The 19841-nt window shown below is 69.8% G+C and carries 15 protein-coding genes and 2 pseudogenes; 11 read left to right on the top strand and 6 right to left on the bottom strand.

All coding sequences use genetic code 11. The features are described from left to right. Positions 1 to 4: 4 nt before the first annotated feature. Positions 5 to 1042, bottom strand: a complete 1038-nt coding sequence (locus ACWIF2_RS09825) for a LacI family DNA-binding transcriptional regulator (RefSeq protein ID WP_454359619.1) — start codon at positions 1040 to 1042, stop codon at positions 5 to 7. A gap of 133 nt (positions 1043 to 1175) precedes the next feature. On the opposite strand from ACWIF2_RS09825, the gene ACWIF2_RS09820 reads away from it, so the two are divergent. Then, complete coding sequence (locus ACWIF2_RS09820) at positions 1176 to 3281, top strand: alpha-galactosidase (RefSeq protein WP_454359685.1); 2106 nt, start codon at positions 1176 to 1178, stop codon at positions 3279 to 3281. Positions 3282 to 3472: 191 nt separating this feature from the next. Further along, a complete protein-coding gene (locus ACWIF2_RS09815) occupies positions 3473 to 3865 on the top strand; it encodes a hypothetical protein (protein WP_454359617.1) in 393 nt (130 codons plus the stop codon). Between the two features lie 54 nt (positions 3866 to 3919). On the opposite strand, the gene ACWIF2_RS09810 is transcribed toward ACWIF2_RS09815, so the two are convergent. The 3 genes from ACWIF2_RS09810 to ACWIF2_RS09800 form a co-directional block, all read right to left on the bottom strand. After that, complete coding sequence (locus ACWIF2_RS09810) at positions 3920 to 5071, bottom strand: acyltransferase family protein (RefSeq protein WP_454359615.1); 1152 nt, start codon at positions 5069 to 5071, stop codon at positions 3920 to 3922. A gap of 217 nt (positions 5072 to 5288) precedes the next feature. Continuing rightward, a complete protein-coding gene (locus ACWIF2_RS09805) occupies positions 5289 to 6920 on the bottom strand; it encodes a cellulase family glycosylhydrolase (RefSeq protein ID WP_454359613.1) in 1632 nt (543 codons plus the stop codon). A gap of 48 nt (positions 6921 to 6968) precedes the next feature. After that, positions 6969 to 8078, bottom strand: a complete 1110-nt coding sequence (locus ACWIF2_RS09800) for a GDSL-type esterase/lipase family protein (RefSeq protein ID WP_454359611.1) — start codon at positions 8076 to 8078, stop codon at positions 6969 to 6971. A gap of 189 nt (positions 8079 to 8267) precedes the next feature. Here ACWIF2_RS09800 and ACWIF2_RS09795 point away from each other — a divergent pair, with 189 nt between their 5' ends. Both ACWIF2_RS09795 and ACWIF2_RS09790 read left to right on the top strand, forming a co-directional pair. Then, complete coding sequence (locus ACWIF2_RS09795; RefSeq protein WP_454359609.1) at positions 8268 to 8801, top strand: hypothetical protein; 534 nt, start codon at positions 8268 to 8270, stop codon at positions 8799 to 8801. 5 nt (positions 8802 to 8806) lie between these two features. Then, entirely contained in the window at positions 8807 to 10195 is a 1389-nt protein-coding gene (locus ACWIF2_RS09790; protein ID WP_454359607.1) for a hypothetical protein, read from the top strand. Between the two features lie 141 nt (positions 10196 to 10336). Here the strand turns inward: ACWIF2_RS09790 and ACWIF2_RS09785 are convergent. Together ACWIF2_RS09785 and ACWIF2_RS09780 are read right to left on the bottom strand one after the other, a co-directional pair. Further along, positions 10337 to 10516 (bottom strand): annotated as a pseudogene (locus ACWIF2_RS09785) (helix-turn-helix domain-containing protein); the annotation flags it as partial. Between the two features lie 71 nt (positions 10517 to 10587). Continuing rightward, positions 10588 to 10953: a VOC family protein gene (locus ACWIF2_RS09780; protein ID WP_454359605.1), complete on the bottom strand. Its 366-nt coding sequence runs from the start codon at positions 10951 to 10953 to the stop codon at positions 10588 to 10590. A 92-nt stretch (positions 10954 to 11045) separates the two neighbouring features. Between ACWIF2_RS09780 and ACWIF2_RS09775 the strand changes: the two genes are divergently transcribed. The 7 genes and pseudogenes from ACWIF2_RS09775 (at position 11046) to ACWIF2_RS09745 (ending at position 19832) form a co-directional block, all read left to right on the top strand. Further along, positions 11046 to 12011 carry a helix-turn-helix transcriptional regulator gene (locus ACWIF2_RS09775; RefSeq protein ID WP_454359603.1) on the top strand — a complete coding sequence of 322 codons (966 nt, stop codon included), beginning with the start codon at positions 11046 to 11048 and terminating at the stop codon, positions 12009 to 12011. Between the two features lie 259 nt (positions 12012 to 12270). Next, positions 12271 to 13113 (top strand): annotated as a pseudogene (locus ACWIF2_RS09770) (Dyp-type peroxidase); the annotation flags it as partial. Positions 13114 to 13375: 262 nt separating this feature from the next. Beyond that, positions 13376 to 14230 (top strand): ABC transporter permease, encoded by an 855-nt coding sequence (locus ACWIF2_RS09765; RefSeq protein WP_454359601.1) that lies wholly within the window; start codon positions 13376 to 13378, stop codon positions 14228 to 14230. Further along, positions 14227 to 15114, top strand: a complete 888-nt coding sequence (locus ACWIF2_RS09760) for a carbohydrate ABC transporter permease (RefSeq protein WP_376384946.1) — start codon at positions 14227 to 14229, stop codon at positions 15112 to 15114. The genes ACWIF2_RS09765 and ACWIF2_RS09760 overlap by 4 nt, the downstream gene beginning before the upstream one ends. Before the next feature lie 27 nt (positions 15115 to 15141). Then, on the top strand, positions 15142 to 16791 hold the full coding sequence (locus ACWIF2_RS09755) for an extracellular solute-binding protein (protein ID WP_454359599.1): 1650 nt from the start codon (positions 15142 to 15144) through the stop codon (positions 16789 to 16791). Between the two features lie 43 nt (positions 16792 to 16834). Then, entirely contained in the window at positions 16835 to 17890 is a 1056-nt protein-coding gene (locus ACWIF2_RS09750) for a LacI family DNA-binding transcriptional regulator (protein WP_454359684.1), read from the top strand. A gap of 22 nt (positions 17891 to 17912) precedes the next feature. Beyond that, positions 17913 to 19832: a DUF2264 domain-containing protein gene (locus tag ACWIF2_RS09745; protein WP_454359598.1), complete on the top strand. Its 1920-nt coding sequence runs from the start codon at positions 17913 to 17915 to the stop codon at positions 19830 to 19832. Positions 19833 to 19841 lie beyond the last annotated feature (9 nt).

Below are 19841 nucleotides of genomic sequence, written 5' to 3'. Positions count from 1 at the left end.
GTGTTCAGCGACCGGCGGGCGGTGGTCCCGAGCTCTCCCGCACCACCAGCTCGGGCACGGACACGGGATGCGGGGCGACCTGCGCCGACTCCTCCAGCACCCCGTGCAGCAGGGCGAACGCGGCCCGCCCGAGGCCGGTGAAGTCCAGGCGTACGGTCGTCAGGGACGGTGTGAGGAAGGCGGAGTGCGGGGCGTCGTCGAAACCGGCCACACTGACCTCGCCCGGCACCGGGCGGCCGGTCTCGTGCAGGGCGCGGAGCACGCCGAGCGCGAGATCGTCGTTGCCGCACAGGATCGCGGTGACAGACGGGTCGTCCGCCAGCTTCAGCCCTGCCGCGTGACCGCCCGCGGGTCCCCAACTGCTCTGTACGGGGCGGGGTTCCGGGGCGCCGGCCTCCTTCAGCGCCTGCCGCCAGCCGCTGGTGCGGGCGCTGGTGCGGCGGGTGCTGGACGGGATGGCGACGTAGTGCACGGTCTCGTGGCCGAGGGAGAGCAGATGCCGGGTCGCCTGGTAGGCGGCCTCGCGGTCGTCGGTCCAGACCCACGGGCGGTCGCCGCCGGGCGGGCTCGCCGGGGTCTCGACCACACCGACGACCGGCAGCGCCGCGGGCACGGCTCCCAGTGCCCGGACACCGGCCGGATCGTAGGCGATCACGATGAGCCCGCCGCCCGCGTCCGCCGCGCGCTGCACCTCCGCGGCGACGGCCGCGTCGTCGGCGGACTCCAGGACCCCGATCCCGACCGAGTACGACGCGGCGCGGGCGGCCTCCTCGATGCCCTGGAGGATCGAGGCGTAGCCGTAGTGGGTGGTGTTCGCGGTCAGCACGGTCACGGCCCGGCTGCGGCCGCTGGCCAGGGCGAGGGCGGTCGCGTTGCGGCGGAAGCCCAGTTCGTCGATGGCGGCGAGCACCCGCTCCCGGGTGGACGGCCGGACGCTCGGATGGCCGTTGATCACCCGAGAGACCGTCTGGTAGGAGACCCCCGCCGCGGTCGCGACGTCCCTGATGCTCGCCGGGCGCCTTGTGTGACCGGTCACATTCATGCGAGGATTGTGACCGGTCACACTTGGGTCGTCAAGAGACCGTAACGAGGGATTCACGCGGACCGCCACTCCCGGAGAACGGGGCGGGGCCAGGAGGGGGAGCACCTTGACCGGCACGGCGGAAGCGGCGCACATGGCCTCCAACCAGCGGCAGGACGAGTTCACTTGGGGACATGAGGCCCTCCGGGCACGGTTCGCCGTCACCGCCGACGGGACTCTGCGACTGGTCGGGCTGGCAGCGTCCGACGACGAGACCCCCGCCGCCCCCGATTCGGCGCTCCCGCTCGTGGAGCTCACCGCCCTCGGCCACGGCAGCGGCTGGTCCGGCCCGCGTTTCACGGGCACGGCCTTCGGCGCACGGCTCGCCTACCGAGCCCACCGCACGGGCAGACGCGACGGCTGGGACTGGCTGACCGTCGAACTCCACGATCCGGACACCGGCCTGACGGCGTTCGCCGAACTGACGTCACCCACCGGACTGCCCGTCCTGCGCTCCCGCGTCCGGCTGCGCAACGAGGGCCGGGAACCCCTCGTCGTCCAGTCCGTCAGCAGCCTGCTGCTCGGCGGCCTGCCCTCCCCGGACGCCCTCGACGTCCACCGGGCCCGCAACGACTGGCTCGCCGAGTGCCGCTGGTACGCCGAGCCGCTGCGTGGCGCCGTCGCCGACATCAACATGGACGTGCACGAGCACGACAGCCGGGCCGCCCTCGCCCTGACCGGGCGCGGCAGCTGGCCCACCGACGGCCATCTGGCCATGGGCGCGCTGACCGAGCGGGACGGCGGCAGGGCCTGGGTGTGGCAGGTGGAGTCCCCGGCCGGCTGGCGCTGGGACCTCGGCCAACGCTCACACGGCACATACCTGGCGCTGAACGGCCCCACGGACGCGGAACACCAGTGGCGGGTCCGCCTCGAACCGGGCGCGGAATTCACCACCGTGCCCGGGGCCCTCGCACTGGGCTCCGACCTCGACGCGGCGATGGGCGCCCTGACCTCCTACCGCCGGGCGATCCGCCGCCCCCACCCGGACCACACCGCCCTCCCCGTCGTCTTCAACGACTACATGAACACCCTCATGGGCGACCCGACCACGGCCAAACTGCTGCCGCTGATCGACGCCGCCGCCGACGCCGGAGCGGAGTACTTCTGCATCGACTCGGGCTGGTACGACGACGACACCCGAGGCTGGTGGGACAGCGTCGGAGCCTGGCAGCCCTCGCCGCGCCGCTTCCCCGACGGCGGCATCCAGGCGGTCCTGGACCGGATCCGGGAGCGCGGCATGGTGGCCGGGCTGTGGCTGGAGCCGGAGGTCGTCGGGGTGCGCAGCCCGGTCGCGGCCGAGCTGCCGCCCGAGGCGTTCTTCCAGCGCGACGGCCTACGCCTGACCGAACAGGGCCGCCATCAGCTCGACCTGCGGCACCCGGCCGCCCGCGCGCACCTCGACAAGACGGTCGACCGGATCGTCGGCGACTGGGGTGTGGGCTATCTCAAGCTGGACTACAACATCGTGGTCGACCCGGGCACCCAGGCCCTCGGCGACCTCGCACCGGGAGCGGGCCTCCTCGGCCACGCCCACGCCTACCTCGACTGGCTCTCCGCAGTCCTGGACCGCCACCCCGGCCTGGTCGTCGAGAACTGCGCCTCGGGCGGCATGCGCATGGACGGGGCCACCCTCGCCGTCGCCCAGCTCCAGTCCACCAGCGACCAGCAGGACCCGCTGCGCTACGCGCCCATCGCCGCCGCCGCGCCGACCGCGGTCCCGCCCGAGCAGGGCGCCGTCTGGGCCTACCCGCAGCCCGAATTCGACGACGACCTGATCTCCTGGACCCTGGGCGGGGCGCTGCTCGGCCGCATCCACCTCTCGGGCCATCTGAACCGCATGTCCGAACACCAACTGGCCCTCGTGCGGGACGCGGTCACGGTCTACAAGTCGATCCGCGGCGACCTCGCCCAAGCCCTGCCCTTCTGGCCGCTAGGCCTGCCCGGCTGGACGGACGAGTGGCTCGCCCTGGGCCTCAGACTCCCCGGAGACCGCACGGCCTACATCTCCATCTGGCGCCGAGGCGGACCGTCCGAACTCCGCGTCCCCCTCCCGCACCTGGCGGGCCGCCCACTCCACACGGACGTCCTGCACCCGTCCACCCTGGACGCGGGCCGAGCCACCTGGGACGGCACCGAACTGACGGTTTCGGTACCACGCACCCCCGGCACACTGCTGATCCGGCTCACGCAGAACGGCTAGGGGGTTCCTCGGGTTGTTCAGGGGCAGGGAGCAGGTTTCTGAACAAACCGGTGGGCGCTGGAATCGGTGCAGCGAGGGAGTGGTCGGCCGGCTCGGAATCGAGGACAGCGGGATGTCCGGGCGCCGGTGCGGGTGCTCCTCGCCGTACCGTTTTCGAGCGACCGAAGGACGATGACGTGAACCGTAATCGTATGGGGCGACTGGCTGACGCCACCCTGGTACCCACCGCCCGTATGGACCGGCGGGCCGCGACCACTGCCGTGACGCTGACCATGGCGGGCACACTCGGGTTCGGCCTGATGGCGCCGGTGGCGTCTGCCGCCAACGGGCCCTGCTACGACGGGCGGTGCAAAATCACCGTGTCGGCGCCCAAGACCATCAAGGTCGACAGCCGCAAGTTCGGCTTCGGGAGTCTGAAGATCACGAGTGTCAGCTCACGATCCGTGAAGATGTCGGCCGCCGGCGGAAGCCTCAGCGGCAGCACCAGCCCGGGCGGCACCGTCAAGTTCAACAACCTGAAGATCTGGGTGAAGTCGGTCTCCGGCAACAAGGCCAAGCTCCAACTGTTCCCCACGCGCTACTGAGCCGGTAGCCGCACCCCGGCGCGGTCGCCCCGCGCCGGGGTCATGCGCCGCCCGTCACCGGCGTACGGCGGTCCGATCGCGTACGGCGTTGCGTTCCCGGGCCTCGTCGCGCGCGTCCCGGCGGAACGCCCATGCCATCTCGGGCTCCATCCCCCAGCGGAACAGCCGCCGTACCGGCGGGGTGCACAGCGCGGTCACGACGACGGCCGCGACGGCGGTGACGACGAGCTCGCCCAAGGGCCGGTGGACCCACTCCGGCTCGTACCAGCCCCAGAACTTGGACCCTTGGGCGACGAAGCCGTGCAGCAGATAGCCGTACAGCGTGCCCGCGCCCAGCACCGTGAACCAGGCCCGGCGCCCGGGCACCCAGGCCAGGAAGCACGCCACCAGGACCAGCGAACAGCCGAAGATCACCAACGTCATGACGGGCCCGGACCAGGAGGGCGCCGCGAGCTCCTCCGCGCTGTCGCGGTGGTAGAACCAGGCGCCGGTCATCCGCGGCACCGCCCAGTAGGCCACGGCGAGCGCGGCGGCGAAGACCGGCACGGCGAGGACGCGCACCTTACGCCGGCGCACCAGCCGGAAGTGCTCCGGCTTCAGGCACAGGCCGAGGACGAAGTACGGCAGGAACTGCAGGGTGCGCTGCAGATCGAGGTCGTTGCCGACGGACGGCGAGAGCGTCGCCAGCATCGCGATGACCAGGGCGACCGGCAGCGGCCACCGCACATGCCGCCACACCGGCGTGGTCAGCCGCCAGATGAACAGCGCCGCCAGGAACCAGGTCAGATAGAGCGGGTCAAGCAGGCTGACCGGCCGGTCCGGCTCCTGGTCGGTCCACCGGGTGAACAGGGTGTACGCCGTCTCGAAGACGACATAAGGCACGGCGAGCCCGGTGATCAGACGCCTGATCCGCCCCGGACCGGCGTCGAAGGAGCGCGAGAAGTAGCCGGAGATGATGATGAACGCCGGCATGTGGAAGGCGTACACCACCATGTACAGCGCGCTCGCGGCCCGGCTGCCGTCCCGCAACGGCTCCCAGGAGTGCCCCATGGCAACCAGCACGATCGCCAGATACTTGGCGTTGTCGAAGAAGGCGTCCCGCTGCCCGGAGGGCTGCGCGGGGGCGGCGGCCTCGGGCGCTTCCTTCCGCCCCGGCCCGCCGTCGGGCGCCGCGACGGCGCGCATGCGCAGGGTGTCCTCGCTCATCGCGCCTCCCGCGCACGGTGGGGGAAACCGGGGCGGGAGGGGGCGCGTCTTGCCGGAGATACGGCAGTGGGGTGCCGGTGAGACATCTCCGCCGCCTCACCGCTGCCCGGCGACATAAACCGCTCTCCGGTGTGGATGTTGCACGCATCACACCCACGGCAACGGTGCCGGCCCGCCGTAGGTCACGAAGCGCGCCGGCACCGTCGCACGGGGTGCGTCAGCTCACCGAGCAGGCGGAGCCGTTCAGCGTGAACGCCGTGGGACTGGGGTTCGCGGTCGACCGGGTCGCCGTGAAGCCGAGGGTGACCGAGCCCGCCGCGGGGATCGTCGCCGTGTACGAGGCCGCCGCGACGCTGACCTCGGAGCCGCTCTGCGTCGCCGTGCCGCCCCAGAGGTTGCTGATGCGCTGGCTGTCGGGGAAGGCCCAGCGCAGCGTCCAGCCGTTGATCGCCGACGTGCCCGTATTGCGCAGGACGATCTCGCCCTGGAAGCCGCCGGGCCAGCTGCTCGTCACCCGGTAGCCGACGCCGCAGGCCGACGGGGTGCCGCCGGGGGAGGTCGTGACCGTCACCGTCGCCGAGCGGGGCGAACGGTTGCCCGCGGCGTCACGGGCGTAGACGGCGAAGGTGTGGGAGGTGGACGGGGCGAGACCGGTGACGGTGGCGGAGGTGCCCGTCGTGGTGGTGGCGGTGGTCTCGGTCGCGCCGCTGACCCGGACGACGTCATAGCCCGTGACTCCGGTGGCGTCGGTGGCGGCGGTCCAGGCCAGCTTCACGGATGACGAGGTCACCTCCGAGGCGGTCGGTGTGCCGGGGGCGGTCGGGGGAGTGGTGTCACCGCCGCCCGAGGAGTAGACGGTGGCTTCCTTCGAGGTCGCGGCGATGCCGTTGGCGCCGTTGAAGACGCGCTGGCCCCAGGAACTGAGCCGGGTGCGGTCGAAGTCGATCGCCAGGTCGAGGATCGGGTCGGTGTTGCCGCTCCAGGACCACGCCAGGTAGCCGAGCTTCAGTTGCTGGGCGACGGCCATCATGGTGTCCTCGTCCGGGTCGCCGTACTGGTCGGCCGGGCCCCCGAACTCGCCGATGAGGATGGGCAGTTCGGCGTTGACGAAGGCGTTCAGATAGTCGGTGATCTCCTGGGCCGTGTCGTAGACGCTGTACATGTGGATCGAGAAGATCAGGTTGCCGGTGGGGTCGGCGTTGTAGACGGACTGGGCGTTGGCGCGCATGACGCCTTGCCAGTCCTGGCCCCAGTTGGGCGCGTCCACCATGATCGTGTGCGCGAATCCGGCGCCCCGGAGCTTCTTGACGGCCGCGATCGTGGGCTCGGTCCAGCCGGCGGGGTCGGTGTTGCCCCAGGGTTCGTTGCCGATGTTGATGATGACGTGGTTCTCCTGGCCGGTGAGCACGTCCTTGAGGCCGATCCAGTAGTCGGCCGCGTGGTCGAGGGTCCCGGCCGCGGCCTCCTCGCCGTAGCCGGTGGTGTCGTGCACCTCCAGTACGCAGATGAGGCGGTTGGCCTTGCACTGGGTGATCACGCCCGCGACGTCCTGCGCGCTGTTCTTGGTCCAGCGGTGGCCGTCGGAGAGGACGACGCGGACGGTGTTGGCGCCCAGCGCCTTGACGTCGGCCAGCGACTGCGTCTCGCCGGGGTACCAGGTGTGGGCGTGGTTGACGCCGCGCATCACGAAGTCGTTCCCGGAGGCTTCCAGGAGACGGCCGTTCTCGATGCGGAAACCGGTGGGGGCGGCCTGTGCCGGGGTGCTGAAGGAGAGGAAGGAGAGCAGGAGTCCCAGGAGTGCGGCGGCCACGCCGGCCACTCGGGGGACGGAGGCTGTGCGGGATCTCATGGCGGCTCCAGGGAGGGAAGTTGACGGAAAGTCGGGCCCGCGCCGGGTTCAGCCGGCCGGGGTCTTCGCCGTGCACGTGACGGTTGCCGCCGGGGCGCCGGCCGTTGCCGGGGCGGAGGCGACGAAGCCGAACGTGGCGCTCGCGCCGGGGGCCAGCGCGCCGTTCCATGCCGCGTTCGTCACGGTGGCCGTGCCGTCGGCGGCCGTCGTGTGGGTGCCGTTCCAGACCTGGGTGAGACGCGCGCCGCCCGCCGGTACAACGGTCGCGGTCCAGCCCGAGGCGGCGGAGGCGGACGTGTTCGTCACCGTCACCTCGCCCTGGTAGCCGCCCTGCCAGGAGGAGACGGCACGGAATCGCGCGGTGCAGGCCGCCGGGTCCTCGCCCGGGTCGCCGGGATCGCCCGGGCCCTGCGGGATGCCCGCGTCGAGGACGGCCGCCAGGGCCGGGAACCAGCGAGCGGCGATCTTGTCGTCGCCTGAGGCGTTCGGGTGGACGCCGTCGTAGGTGTCGCCGGCCGTGCTGAACCCCGTCCACTGGTCGACCACGGTGACCGGGGAGCGGTCGGTGCTCGTCGCCCGGGCCCAGGCGGGAATCCGCGCGTTGAATTCGACCACGCGCTGCGCACAGGCCGCGCAACTGCTCGGGTTCATCGGGATGAGCTGCGCGACGAGGATCCGCATGTCCGGATCGGAGGCCCGCATCTGCGTCACGAGCTTGGTGTAGGCGGCGAGGATGCGGTCGGGGGAGACGCCGCTCCACACGTCGTTCGTGCCGAAGTGCATGACAACGATGTCCGGGCGGGTGGCGGCGAGTCTCCCCGGCAGCAGGTTCTGGTCGGCGACGTTCGTCACCAACTCACCGCCGTGCCCCTCGTTGTCGCCGTCGTGGGCCTGTCCGCAGCCCTGTGTGGGGAGGGTGCCGACGAAGTCGAGGTCCGTGTATCCGCTGTTGACGAGCCGGTTCCACAGCACCGCCCGCCAGCAGCCCGGCGAGCCGGTGATCGAGTCGCCGAGCGGCATCACGCGGACGGGGTCCGCTGCCGGGGCTGCCGTCGCGCGAGGTGCGACGGTCAAGCCGAAGGGGAGGAGCAGGGTGGCCATGAGGCCGAGAACCGTGACGATCCGTAAGTGCGGGGACGAGTGGGGGGCTTTGCGCATGGTGGTCCCTTCCCTGAGTGAGGTGGGAGCGCTCCCATGACATCAAGCCACCGTTGTCATTGACGCGTCAAGAGGTGTGGGGTGGTTGAGGAGATCGACGGTTCGGCCGCTCGGGGTGGCAGTCGACGGCCGCGATGGCTCGACCTCGGCAAGGAGGTTCACTCTCTTGAGTGACACTATATCGCCTGGGTGATCGATTTCGCCGGGTCGGCATCGAGCGTGGCAGACGGCCTGCGTTTTGCGGATCGGGGCGCTTGCGTCGTCCGGGAGAGCGTCCGTGCTCATTTCTCTGTTTCCATGTTCCTGGCGAGCGAAGAGCTCTATGCTCCTGAATCGGATGACGACTTGAGGTCGGGGGAATGGGAACAAGTGACCATCGAGGACTACTGGGACAAGAGTGATGACGAACTGTACGCCTTGCTCGGCTCGGAGCTCCTGGGTGACGGACTGGGGCTTTCGCCCGAAGACGAAGAAGAGAAACGCCGGTTCGGGAAACAGTGGTTCACGAACAAGCACCGTGAACTGCAGCGGAGAATCTGTCCTCATGAACAAGTCCGGGCGCTGAGCGGGTCTTCCGGCTCGGACCGATTGCTCGATGCCTACGCAATCCTGGAGCTGGTCAAGCAGTTCACCGGCGATCCCACGACAGCCGCTGTGATCGCTGTGCTGGTGGCACGGATCGGACTGGGCGCCTTCTGCCGGGATGTTGCGGTGGAATCGTGAAAAGCATGGCAGACCTGAAATGCGAGCTTCTCCAGGCGGATCGTGAGTCCGCGTTGATGGAGAGGCGGCGTCTGATGGGGCGGTTCGGGGCCCGCGAGCTATTTGAGCAATTTGACGCCCTCTACGCCGACTGGCGGCGTAGCCCATATTTCAAGCCGGGCAGTGATGTGTCGGTCGGCTATGTAGATGCGGTGGCGGACGAGCTGAAGGCAGCCATGGCCGACCTCGGGGCAAGTCGTGAAAGGCTCGACTCGTTCCGCATCGTCACCACCCTGAGCGAAGCGGTGTCGGCGCAGATGACGCCGTTTACTGATGGGTCGGGTCTGGTGATCATCGCCGACGGAATCGTCGGCCTCTGCTGCTCCTACAGCGAGTATGTCGCGCTGTCTGTCCATAGATGGACTGACTGGCATCTCCTCCGGGCGAGCAGGAAGAGCCGTATGTACCAGGATGCGAAGGTGCTTACAGGCCTGCTGCGTTACAACACGACCCATCAGCGGCTCCTCGGTACCTCGACGTACATAGGCATGCGGCTGGGGCCGCGTGGGCAGGAGGCTGCTTGGCAGCTCACCAACCACGCCTACCGATTCGTCATCGGCCATGAAATCGCCCATCACGTCTTGGGTCATACGTCCGGCCTGAGTTCTTTCGGACCGGGCGAGCATGTCCCGGTCTGCTCCGAGAGTGAGCGAAGGGAACGGGACGCGGACCTGTTTGCCTTCCAGGCCGTCAGGCGGGCCGGCGAGATGCCGCACGATGGTTCATTCAGAGCCCAGAGGGCCGTGGATCTGAGCACGATTGGTGCACTGATCGCCATGCTCGCCTTGCATCTGAGTGAGCAAGCGTTGTTCGTCCGTCGTGGCTGTACGCATCCGCCGGCTTCCATCAGAGCAGCTTGGCTGCTGAGTGAACTGGACAGCAGTAAGAGGAAGTTCATGGAGCGGCTCTTTCGCATACCGAGAGAGGCTACAGAGGCTGCTGCGCAGGTATCAGAGAACGCTCATACGTTTTCCTGGGAGGCGTTGAAAGCGACGCCGGCTCGCAGTTTCCTGCCCCAGGAATACCTGGAACTGATCGGCCAGTTAGACGAAATCCAGTGCTGGCCGGAGGGTGCGCTCGTGGAGTTGCTGGCGGATCCGAGGAACGATTTCGGCAATTGGCTGGGAGAGGGCGCGCGCATCGCTCTTGCGGGACAGCCTGCGGAGGCGCTGCGTCATTGGGGTGTGAGTGAGAGCAACTCACAGAGGCTCTGCGACCCGCAGAGGGCATTGACGTTCTTCACCTTGCAGGAGCGCCTTGAGCGCTCTTTCGTCGAGCGAGGCATCGCACGTGAAGCGGTGCTGCTGTATGCCATGGCCGCGACGACGCTGATTGCCGCACGGCTGAAGGTCTAGATGTATGAGGGCTCGACGTTGGTGACGCTCTCGCGGAGTCGTGCTGCTGGTGGCTTTCCGGCGGCAGCACTATGCGGCCGGTGGTAGTTGTAGTGGACGTTCCACACCGCGATCGCGGCTGGCCGGGCGTCCTCGCTGGTGTACTAACGGCCGGTCTTGCAATCCCGCATCACCGTGTAGCCGCCAGCGATTTACCCACTTGCTGGCGCATGCGCGGGAGGTGCCCATCTCAGGGGCGACGTGGGCGATGGGACGTGTCCGGCACCGCTTCACGAGCCGCCTACGGCCCTCGACGCTCAGGGGCGCATTCGCGTGGGGCACACGTCGTCCTCTCGAAGTCAAACGACGGCAGGCGCGACAACTGTCGTGCGCGCCTGCCGCATTGTGGCTTTTCAGCCCCGCGGTGCCACGCGGATACGGTTCCCGTCAGGATCGGCTGCGAGGAAGGTCAGCCCGAACCCCGCATCATGAGGCTCGCGCAGGATCGTGACCCCCTTGGACTTCCACTGCTCAAAGGTCGCGTTGAGCTCGTCGGGTCCGCTGTCGATGGCCAGGCACACTTCACTGGTACGCGGGACGTCCGGTGACAGATCCTCGAACTGGCCGGACCACAGACCGAGGTCGGCACCTGGCCCGAGGTCGAAGGTGATGTATCCCGGAGTCTCGAACGAGGGGCTCATGCCGAGGAGGGCGCCGTAGAAACGCGCAGCGGCGGGAGCGTCGTTCACATAGACGATGGACACGACGGATGTGGTCATGGTTGTTCCTTCTCACAGGTCGTAGGTACGCATCCACCAGCCTCATCGGAATATGCGCCGCATCATGTCGTAATTCCTGAAAAAATTGGTGTGTGACCCCTGACCGCTTCTTCTCCCTGATGCTGCTCCTCACGTCGAGGAATGGCGCGACCACACAGGAACTTGCCTCAGCGCTCGGGGTGTCCCTCCGAACCATCACCCGGGACCTGAACTGGCTCCGCGACGCCGGTCTGCCGGTGACCGCACACCGGGGCCGCCTCGGAGGCGTGACCATGCTGCCCGGTTCCGGGCTCGACCTCACGCGACTCACACGGGGCGAGCGTGATCATCTCTCGCTCACCGGGCTGGATGAGAAGCAACGTGCGGAGCTCAACGCATCGGCCGAATGCCGGCGCGCGCTCTCCAAGATCGCCGCTACACAGTCACGTCGAGTTCATGAGCTCCTGCCGCTCACCGACGTAGTACACGTCGACAGCCGCCCCTGGCATCAGGCACGAGCTTCCGGCGCGACTCCGGCTTCGCTGATCGGCGCAATGCGGCGGGGTCGTCGACTACGGATCGAGTACGACAGCCCACGCGAGTCATGCCCACGCGACCTCCTCATAGATCCCTACGGGCTGTTCGCCAAGGCCGGCACCTGGTACCTCGTCGCCGACTGCGCCCAAGTGCCACGGATGTACCGACTCGAACGGATCATGACGTGGAAAGAAGTCGACCAGCCACGACGGATCCGCGAGAACCAGACCCTGGCCACCGTCGCTGCAGCGCTCATCGCTCAGTGGGAACACAACCACGCGATAGAGGTCAGCGCCACCATCGACCGGACCCAGATCGAGCGAGCGCAACGGATCTTTGGCCAACGACTAGTCCGGGACGACCATGAGGAATCCGCCACCGGCTACAAGGTGACGATCCGCTTCCTGCATCTGGAGGACGTGCGAGCACTGCTGCCTTTTGGGAGCGCCATCGTTGTGCACGGCCCCACCGAAGCCAGGGCTCACCTCCGTGACCTCGCCACCAACCTTGCCCACCACCATGCGCCGTCACCAACGTCCTGAACCACAACATCTGGATCGTCTCCGCAGGACGCAGACATCGCCCGGCTGCGGAAGCTGCTCGAGGCCCAGCGGCACGGAGACGACTGTCCCCCCGTCGAACGGCTCGACCGGTCCGCGAAGGCTCGGATCGACGGGATCACCGGAACCGGCTCCTCGAAGACCTCTCGCCGGCGCCGGACGTGCTCGAGACCAGGAAGTCCGCGTGAGCGCTGACGCCCACTAGCAGCACACCCCGAAGGTACGCCCCCATGTCGTCCGTATCTCCTTCGACGTCATCACCGACGGCCGCGCGGAACTGACCGAGCTGCTGTGGATCCTCACCGAAAGGGCCCGTATCCCCACTACTGGCGGCATACCCGCCGACCTGGGCGTCGGTGCCCCGCCCTCCGACAACGGGATCTCGGCCCGGGCCTGCCGGCCGACGCGCTCACCGTCATCGTCGTCGGCGCGTCCCTCTTCGACGACCGCTACGAACTCGCCGGGGTCCGGCCGCGCCGGCTCGCGCCCATGCGGATCTTCCCCAACGACGATCTCGACCCCGCCGAGTGCCACGGCGACCTCTCCCTCCAGATCTGCGCCGCTCACAAGGACAGAGTGCTGCACGCGCTGCGCGACATCGCCAAGCACAGCCGTGGCGCGATGCAGATCCGGTGGCGCGTCGACGGCTTCCAGAACGGGCCCCGGCCCAGCGGCACCCAGCGCAACCTGCTGGGCTTCAAGGACGGCATAGCCAACCCGGACGTCGCGTCGGCCCGCGAGATGGACCACCTGGTGTGGATAGGGGACGGGCAGGGCCCGGCTGGGCCACCGGCGGCAGCTACCAGGTGGTGCGGATCATCCCGATGCTCGTCGAGTTCTCGGACCGGGCGTCCTTGAGCGAGCTGGAGCTGCTGTTCGGGCGGTGCGAGGACACCGGCGCCCCCGCTGGACGGCGCCGCGGAACCGACAGCCCGAATCACGCCAGGACCCGCACGGCACGGCCGTCCCGCTCGACGCGCACATCCGGCTCGCCAACCCCCGCACCACACGGACCGGTAACTCCCGCATCATGCGGAGCGGTTACACATACAACCGGGGGATCGACAAGGTCGGCGACTTCGACTCCTCCAACTGGCTGGGCAAGGGGTGGCTGTCGGCCTGACCCCGCACCCGTCCGTCGGTAAGTCCCGGCCGTGTGAGAAGTGTTGACCCCAAAGTGAAAACGTTTTAGCTTCCCCTCGCTGGACATGCCGAGGTGAGGGGGAAACGTGGCAACTGCCTTACGGGAACGAGCAGGTGTGAAGGGGGTGAGTCCCTCCCGCCGTGGTTCCGATGGGGCGCGGCGCAAGCGTAAAGGTTTTCAGAGCAGGGCGCTGTTCCTGCTCATGCTGCCCGGTGTCGCCTACTTCCTGCTGTTCCACTACGGCGCACTCGCCGGCAATGTCATCGCGTTCAAGGAGTACGTGCCGTTCGACGGACTCCTGGGCAGCCCCTGGGTGGGTCTGGGCAACTTCCAGCGCATGTTCGAGGACGCGGCGTTCTGGGACTCGGTCCTCAACACCCTCTGGATCGCCGTCCTCCAGCTGGTCTTCTACTTCCCGGTGCCGCTCGGTCTCGCCCTGCTGCTGCACACCCTCACCTGGAGCTCGGTGCGCCGGTTCGTGCAGTCGGTGGCGTATCTGCCGCACTTCATCTCGTGGGTGATCGTCGTCGCGCTCTTCCAGCAGGTGCTCGGGGACACCGGCCTGCTCAACAGCGGCCTGAGCGGGGCCGGTCTGCACACCGTCGACATCATCGGCAACCCGGACGCCTTCCAGCCGCTCGTCGTCGCCCAGGTCATCTGGAAGGACGCCGGCTGGGGCACGATCATCTTCCTCGCCGCGCTCGCCCAGGTCGACGAGCAGCAGTACGAGGCGGCCGCCATCGACGGCGCCGGACCCTGGCGGCGCTTCTGGCACGTCACCCTGCCCGCCATCCGCCCGGTCGTCGTGCTGCTGCTCATCATGCGACTCGGCGACATCCTCTCCGTCGGCTTCGAGCAGATGCTGCTGCAACGCGACGCGGTCGGCCCGGAGACCGCCGAGGTCATCGACACCTTCGTCTACTACCAGGGCATCGTCGGCGGCGACTACGGCTTCGCAGCGGCCGCGGGCCTGTTCAAGGGGCTCGTCGGCGCCCTCCTCGTCTACGCGGCCAACAAGGTCGCCCACCGGCTCGGCGAACAGGGGGTCTACAGGTGAGCGCGTCCGCACGGCCCGGCTGGATGGAGAAGCCCCGGCCGCTCACCCAGACCGCGAAGGCACTCGCCCTGGCCACGGTCGTGCTGCTGGTGTGCGTGCCGTTCCTGGTGATCGTGTCGACGTCCCTGGCCTCCACGCGGGAGGTCGTCGACAACGGCGGCTGGGTGCTGTGGCCCAGTGAGCCCACGCTCGACGCCTACCGCGACATCTTCGACGGCGGCATCGTCACCCACGCCCTCGGTGTGAGTGCCGGGGTGACGATCGTGGGCACGCTGCTCAGCCTTGCCTGCACCGTGACACTTGCCTATGCGCTGTCCCGCCCGGGGGTCTTCGGCGGCAAACCCGTGCTGCTGCTGGTGCTGTTCACGTTCCTCTTCCCGCCCGGCATGATCCCGAGCTTCCTGCTCGTCAAGGAACTGGGCCTGCTCGACTCGTACGCCTCGCTCGTGCTGCCCGTCCTGGTCAACGTGTTCAACCTGGTCGTGCTGCGCGGCTTCTTCCAGTCGATCCCCGAGGAGCTGTACGAGGCGGCCCGGCTGGACGGGGCGGGGGACTGGCGGGTGCTGGTGTCGGTGGTGCTGCCGCTGTCCAAGGCCGCGCTCGCCGTCGTCGGCCTGTTCTACGCCGTCGCCTACTGGAACTCCTGGTTCTACGCCTCGCTGTATCTGGAGAGCGACCACTGGCCGCTCCAGCAGGTGCTGCGCACCTATGTGGTGGCCGGGGCCGGGCTCACCGACGCGACGACCGGCGAGGCGACCGTCACCGCTCCGCAGACCGTACAGATGGCGGTGCTCGTGATCGCCACCGTGCCGATCCTGCTGGTCTACCCGTTCCTGCAGAAGTACTTCACCAAGGGCGTGCTCACCGGCGCCATCAAGAGCTGACACAAGCCGACACGAGGTGATTCACCCATGCCCCGCATGTCCCGACGCACGCTCCTGCGCTCCATGGCCGCGGGCGGCGCCGCCGTCTCCGTCCCCGGCCTGCTGACCGCCTGCTCCTCGGGGTCCGGCGACGGCGACGTCTCCAACGCCGGGAAGAAGCTCGCCCCCTGGCCCGCCCACCGTCCCGCCACCGGCCCGAAGCCTGACCTCGCCCCCACCGAGGAAGGCGTCCAGGCCGGATACACGTCCTACCCCTCCGACCTGGTCAAGTCGGTCTCCCGCACCCCGGGCGACGGCTCCACCGTCCGTGTCATGACCGTCTCGTTCGGCACACCGCCCAAGCCCGCCTCGGCCAACCGGTTCTGGACCGCCGTGGAGAAGGCCCTCGGCGTGAAGATCGAGTACACGATCATCTCCCAGGCCGACTACCAGAAGAAGATGGCGACGGTCATGGCCGGCGACGCCGACGCCCTGCCCGACATCATCAACATGTTCTCCGGCTTCACCCTGCCCCGCGAGGCACAGTTCGTGCAGCGCCGCGCCCAGGACCTCACCTCGTACCTGTCCGGCGACGCGATCGCCGACTACCCGAACCTCGCCAACATCCCCACCCACGCCTGGCGCGACATGGGCCGCATCGGCGGACGGATCCACGGCATACCCCTGGAGCGCCCGCTCCCTGGCTCGACCCTGTGGATCAACCAGGACATGTTCGCCGACGCGGGCATGAAGGAGGGCTGGACGGCCGAGGACTTCACCGCCGTGGCGCGGCGGGGCACGCGCGGCAAGACGTACATGCTGGGCGCCGCCGCCCAGTCGGGGTTCGGCAACGGCTACCACTCCGCCGCCCACAACGCGCCCCAGAGCTGGGCCGTCACCGAGAACGGGACCTTCCTCCCCGCAGCAGCCGACGAACGCTACAAGGCGTCCATCGCCTTCCGGGCGCAGCTGCGCAAGAACGGCTCCTACCACCCCGACGCCACGTCCATCTCGCAGATCGACCTGACGACCCTCTACTACAACGGCACCGTCGGTTCCATGCAGGACGGGTTCGGCGCCTATCTGCCCAAGTACCGTGAGTCCAGAGGCAAGATGAGCCCGGCGGCCGCCCTCCCGTACAGCGTCGGCGGCGAGCCCGGCGGAATCGTCGCCGCCCGCCGCTCCTTCGGCTACACGGTCCTCAAGCAGGCCAAGAAGGAACGCATCGAACTCCTCCTGCGCATCCTCGACTACCTCGCCGCGCCCTTCGGCAGCGAGGAGTGGGAACTCGTCCACTACGGCGTCGAGGGCGTCCACTTCACCCGCGCCAAGGACGGCTCGCCCGAGTACACCAAGCTCGGCGAGGTGGAGAACAACACCAACCTGCCGCTGAAGTACCTCGCCGAAGGCCCCCAGGTGCTGTTCGTGCCCGGCATGCCCGACGCCGTACGCGCACTGCACACCTGGCAGCGGAAGGTCGTACCGCACGCCGTCCGCAACGCCTCGTTCGGGCTTCAGTCCTCGACGCACAATGCCCAGGGCGCCACCCTCCAGACCCTCCTCGACGACACCGTCACCGGGATCGTCGCCGGGCGGCTGCCGCTGTCGGAGTGGGACGCGACGGTGAAGAAGTGGCGGAGCCGGGGCGGCGACAGAATGGCCGAGGAGTACGCGAAGGACTACGCGGCCAACACCTGAACAGCGGTGGGCGGAAGAGGAGACGCGGGGGATGGGGAACGACATGGGGTCCAAGGGGCGGGTCACGATCCGCGAGGTCGCCGAGCGCGCGGGCGTGTCGACGGCCACCGCCTCCCGCGCCCTCAGCGGCAACCACCCGGTGCCCGCCACGACCCGGGCCAGGGTCCTGCGCGCGGCCCGCGACCTCGACTACGTGGCCAACGCGCACGCCCGCGCCCTGGTGGGCGGCGGCCGCAAGATGGCCGCCGTCGTGGTCCGCCAGGTCACCAGCCCCTTCTACGCCCAGGTCGCCGAGGGCGTGGAGGCGGAGGCCGCCGACCGGGGCTGGCTCTGCGTCGTCGGGGCCACCGGCGGGGACGCCCAGCGCGAGATGGAGTTCGTGCAGCTCATGCGGGAGGAGGGCGCCCGGCTGGTGATCCTGGTCGGCGGGGTCGTCGAGGACGACGCCTACCGCGAGCGCGTCGCCCACTACGCCCATGCCCTGAACTCCTCCGGAGCCCGGCTCGTCCTCTGCGGCCGGCCCGCGCCCGACCCGGAGATCCCCGCGCTCGTCGTCGAGTTCGACAACGAGGCCGGGGCCCGCGCCGTCACCGCCCATCTGCTCTCGGCCGGGCACCGCCGGATCGTCTTCCTCGGCGGACTCCCCGGCAACACCGCCCTCGACGCCCGCGTCGCCGGCTACCGGGCCGCCCTCGCCGAACACTGGCTGCCGCCCGAGGCAGCCCACGTCGTCGACTGCGGGCTCGGGCGCGCCGCCGGGCACCGCGCTATGACCGAACTCCTCAAGCGGACACGGGAGTTCACCGCCGTCTTCGCCGGGGACGACATGGTCGCCGCCGGTGCCCTGCGCGCGATCGCCGACAGCGGGCTGAGCGTCCCCGGTGACATCTCCGTCGTCGGCTACAACGACATCCCGCTCGCCCAGGACTTCAACCCGCCTCTCACCACCGTCCGCACCCCCGCCGAGGAACTCGGGCGCGCCGCCGTGCGTATCGCGCTGCGCGACCCCGAGCACGCCGCCGGGGCCCACCATCTGCTCGGCACCCACATCGTCGTCCGCGACAGCGTCGGCGCGCCCCCGCCCGGGCGTGCCCAGTGACCAACGGAGGAACCGCACCCGCATGAGCGCGCCGCACGTGTCGCTCCCCGACCCGACGCACTTCCCCCACCTTCCCCAGCTGCCGCCCCCCGACCCGCTGCCCTCGCCCCTCACCGGCTGGACCCGCGCCCACTGGGAGGCGATCGCCGACCGCCTCCTGGACGCCCTGCTGCCCTACGCCTCCCCGGGCCTGGCCCAGTACCGGCTCCCCGGGCCGCCCAGCCACTCCGGTCCCTGGTCGGACGGCCTCGAGGGCTTCGCCCGCTCCTTCCTGCTGGCCGCCTTCCGCATCGCCGGCTCGGGCGGACAACAGCCGGGACTCATCGACCGGTACGCGGCCGGGCTCGCCGCCGGCACCGACCCGCGCGGCCCCGACCGCTGGCCGCCCATCACCGACCGGGGCCAGCCCATGGTCGAGGCCGCCTCCCTCGCGATCGCGCTGCACGAGACGCGCCCGTGGATCTGGGACCGGCTCGACGACCGCGTACGGCAGCGGATCGCCGACTGGCTGGGCGGCTTCGTCGGAGCGGTCGTCAACGACTCCAACTGGCGGCTGTTCCAGGTCATCACCGAGGAGTTCCTCGCCTCCGTCGGCGCCCCGCACAGCCGCCGCGAGATCGACGCCGGGCTGGCGCGCCTGGAGGACTGGTACCGGGGCGACGGCTGGTACACCGACGGCGACGGCCGCAAGTTCGACTACTACAACGCCTGGGCCCTGCACCTGTATCCGGTGCTCTGGGCCCGTATCGCCGGACCGCGCGCCGACCCGGGGCTGGTGACCGCCCACCGGGCACGCCTGCGCTCCTTCCTCCACGACCACCAGCACTTCTTCGGCTCCGACGGGGCACCGGTCCACCAAGGCCGCTCGCTCACCTACCGATTCGCCACGACCGCGCCCCTGTGGGCGGGCGTTCTCGCCGACGCCACTCCGCTGCCGCCCGGCCGCACCCGACGCCTCGCCTCCGGCGCGCTGAAGCACTTCGCCGAGCGGGGCGTGCCCGACGAGCACGGACTGCTCACGCTCGGCTGGTACGGGCCCTTCCCGCCCGCCGTCCAGCGGTACTCGGGGCCGGCGTCCCCCTACTGGGCGAGCAAAGCCTTCCTGGGCCTGCTCCTGCCCGCCGACCACCCCGTGTGGACCGCGGCCGAGGAACCCGGCCCGGTCGAATCGGCCGACGTACGCCTCGCGTTACCCGCCCCGGGCTGGCTGCTGCACTCCACCGCGACCGACGGGATCGTCCGGCTCGTCAACCACGGCAGCGACCGCCTCCCACCTCCACCCGCCGAAGCCCAGGACAGCCCGCACTACGCCCGGTTCGCCTATTCCAGCGCCACGGCCCCCGAGACCCCTCCGGCACCGCATACAGGCCCCGACAACCACATCGCCCTGCTCGCCCCCGACGGCACACCGACCCCGCGCGGCCGTATCCACCCCCTGGGCGCCGAGGGCCCCCGGGCCGCCTCCTGGCACCGCGCCGTCCTCCCGGGCAGCGGCGAAGGCCACCGCATCGAGACGGTCAGCGTGGTGCACGGCCCCTGGGAGGTCCGGGTGCACCGCGTAGACGCGCCCCCCGGCACGCCCGTGCGAGAGGGCGGCTGGGCCGTGGCCGACGACACCGCCCCACCGACCGCCCGGACCGGCCCCGGCTGGGCACTGGCCCGACGCGCGGACGGCCTGACCAGCGCGCTGGTCGCACTGCACGGCTGGAGCGACGACACGGGCACGGTCGTAGCGGCCGAGGGCCGCAACGCGTACGGGCATCACTCGGCGACGCCGCGGCTGACCCTGCCGTCCCACCCCGGTGGGACGCGGCTCCTGGTGACGCTGGTCGTGCTCGCCATCGATCCGCGCGTACCGGTCATCGGGGCCCGTGCATGGGCCGCCGCCGGCGGGTCCGTGGAGATCCGGTTCCCCGACGGCACGCGGGAGTCGGTGCCCTAGGGCACGCCG

Source organism: Streptomyces sp. NPDC055506, from assembly GCF_053643595.1.
The sequence above is the reverse complement of the archived record's forward strand: the minus strand, read 5'-3'. Positions and strand labels throughout refer to the sequence as shown.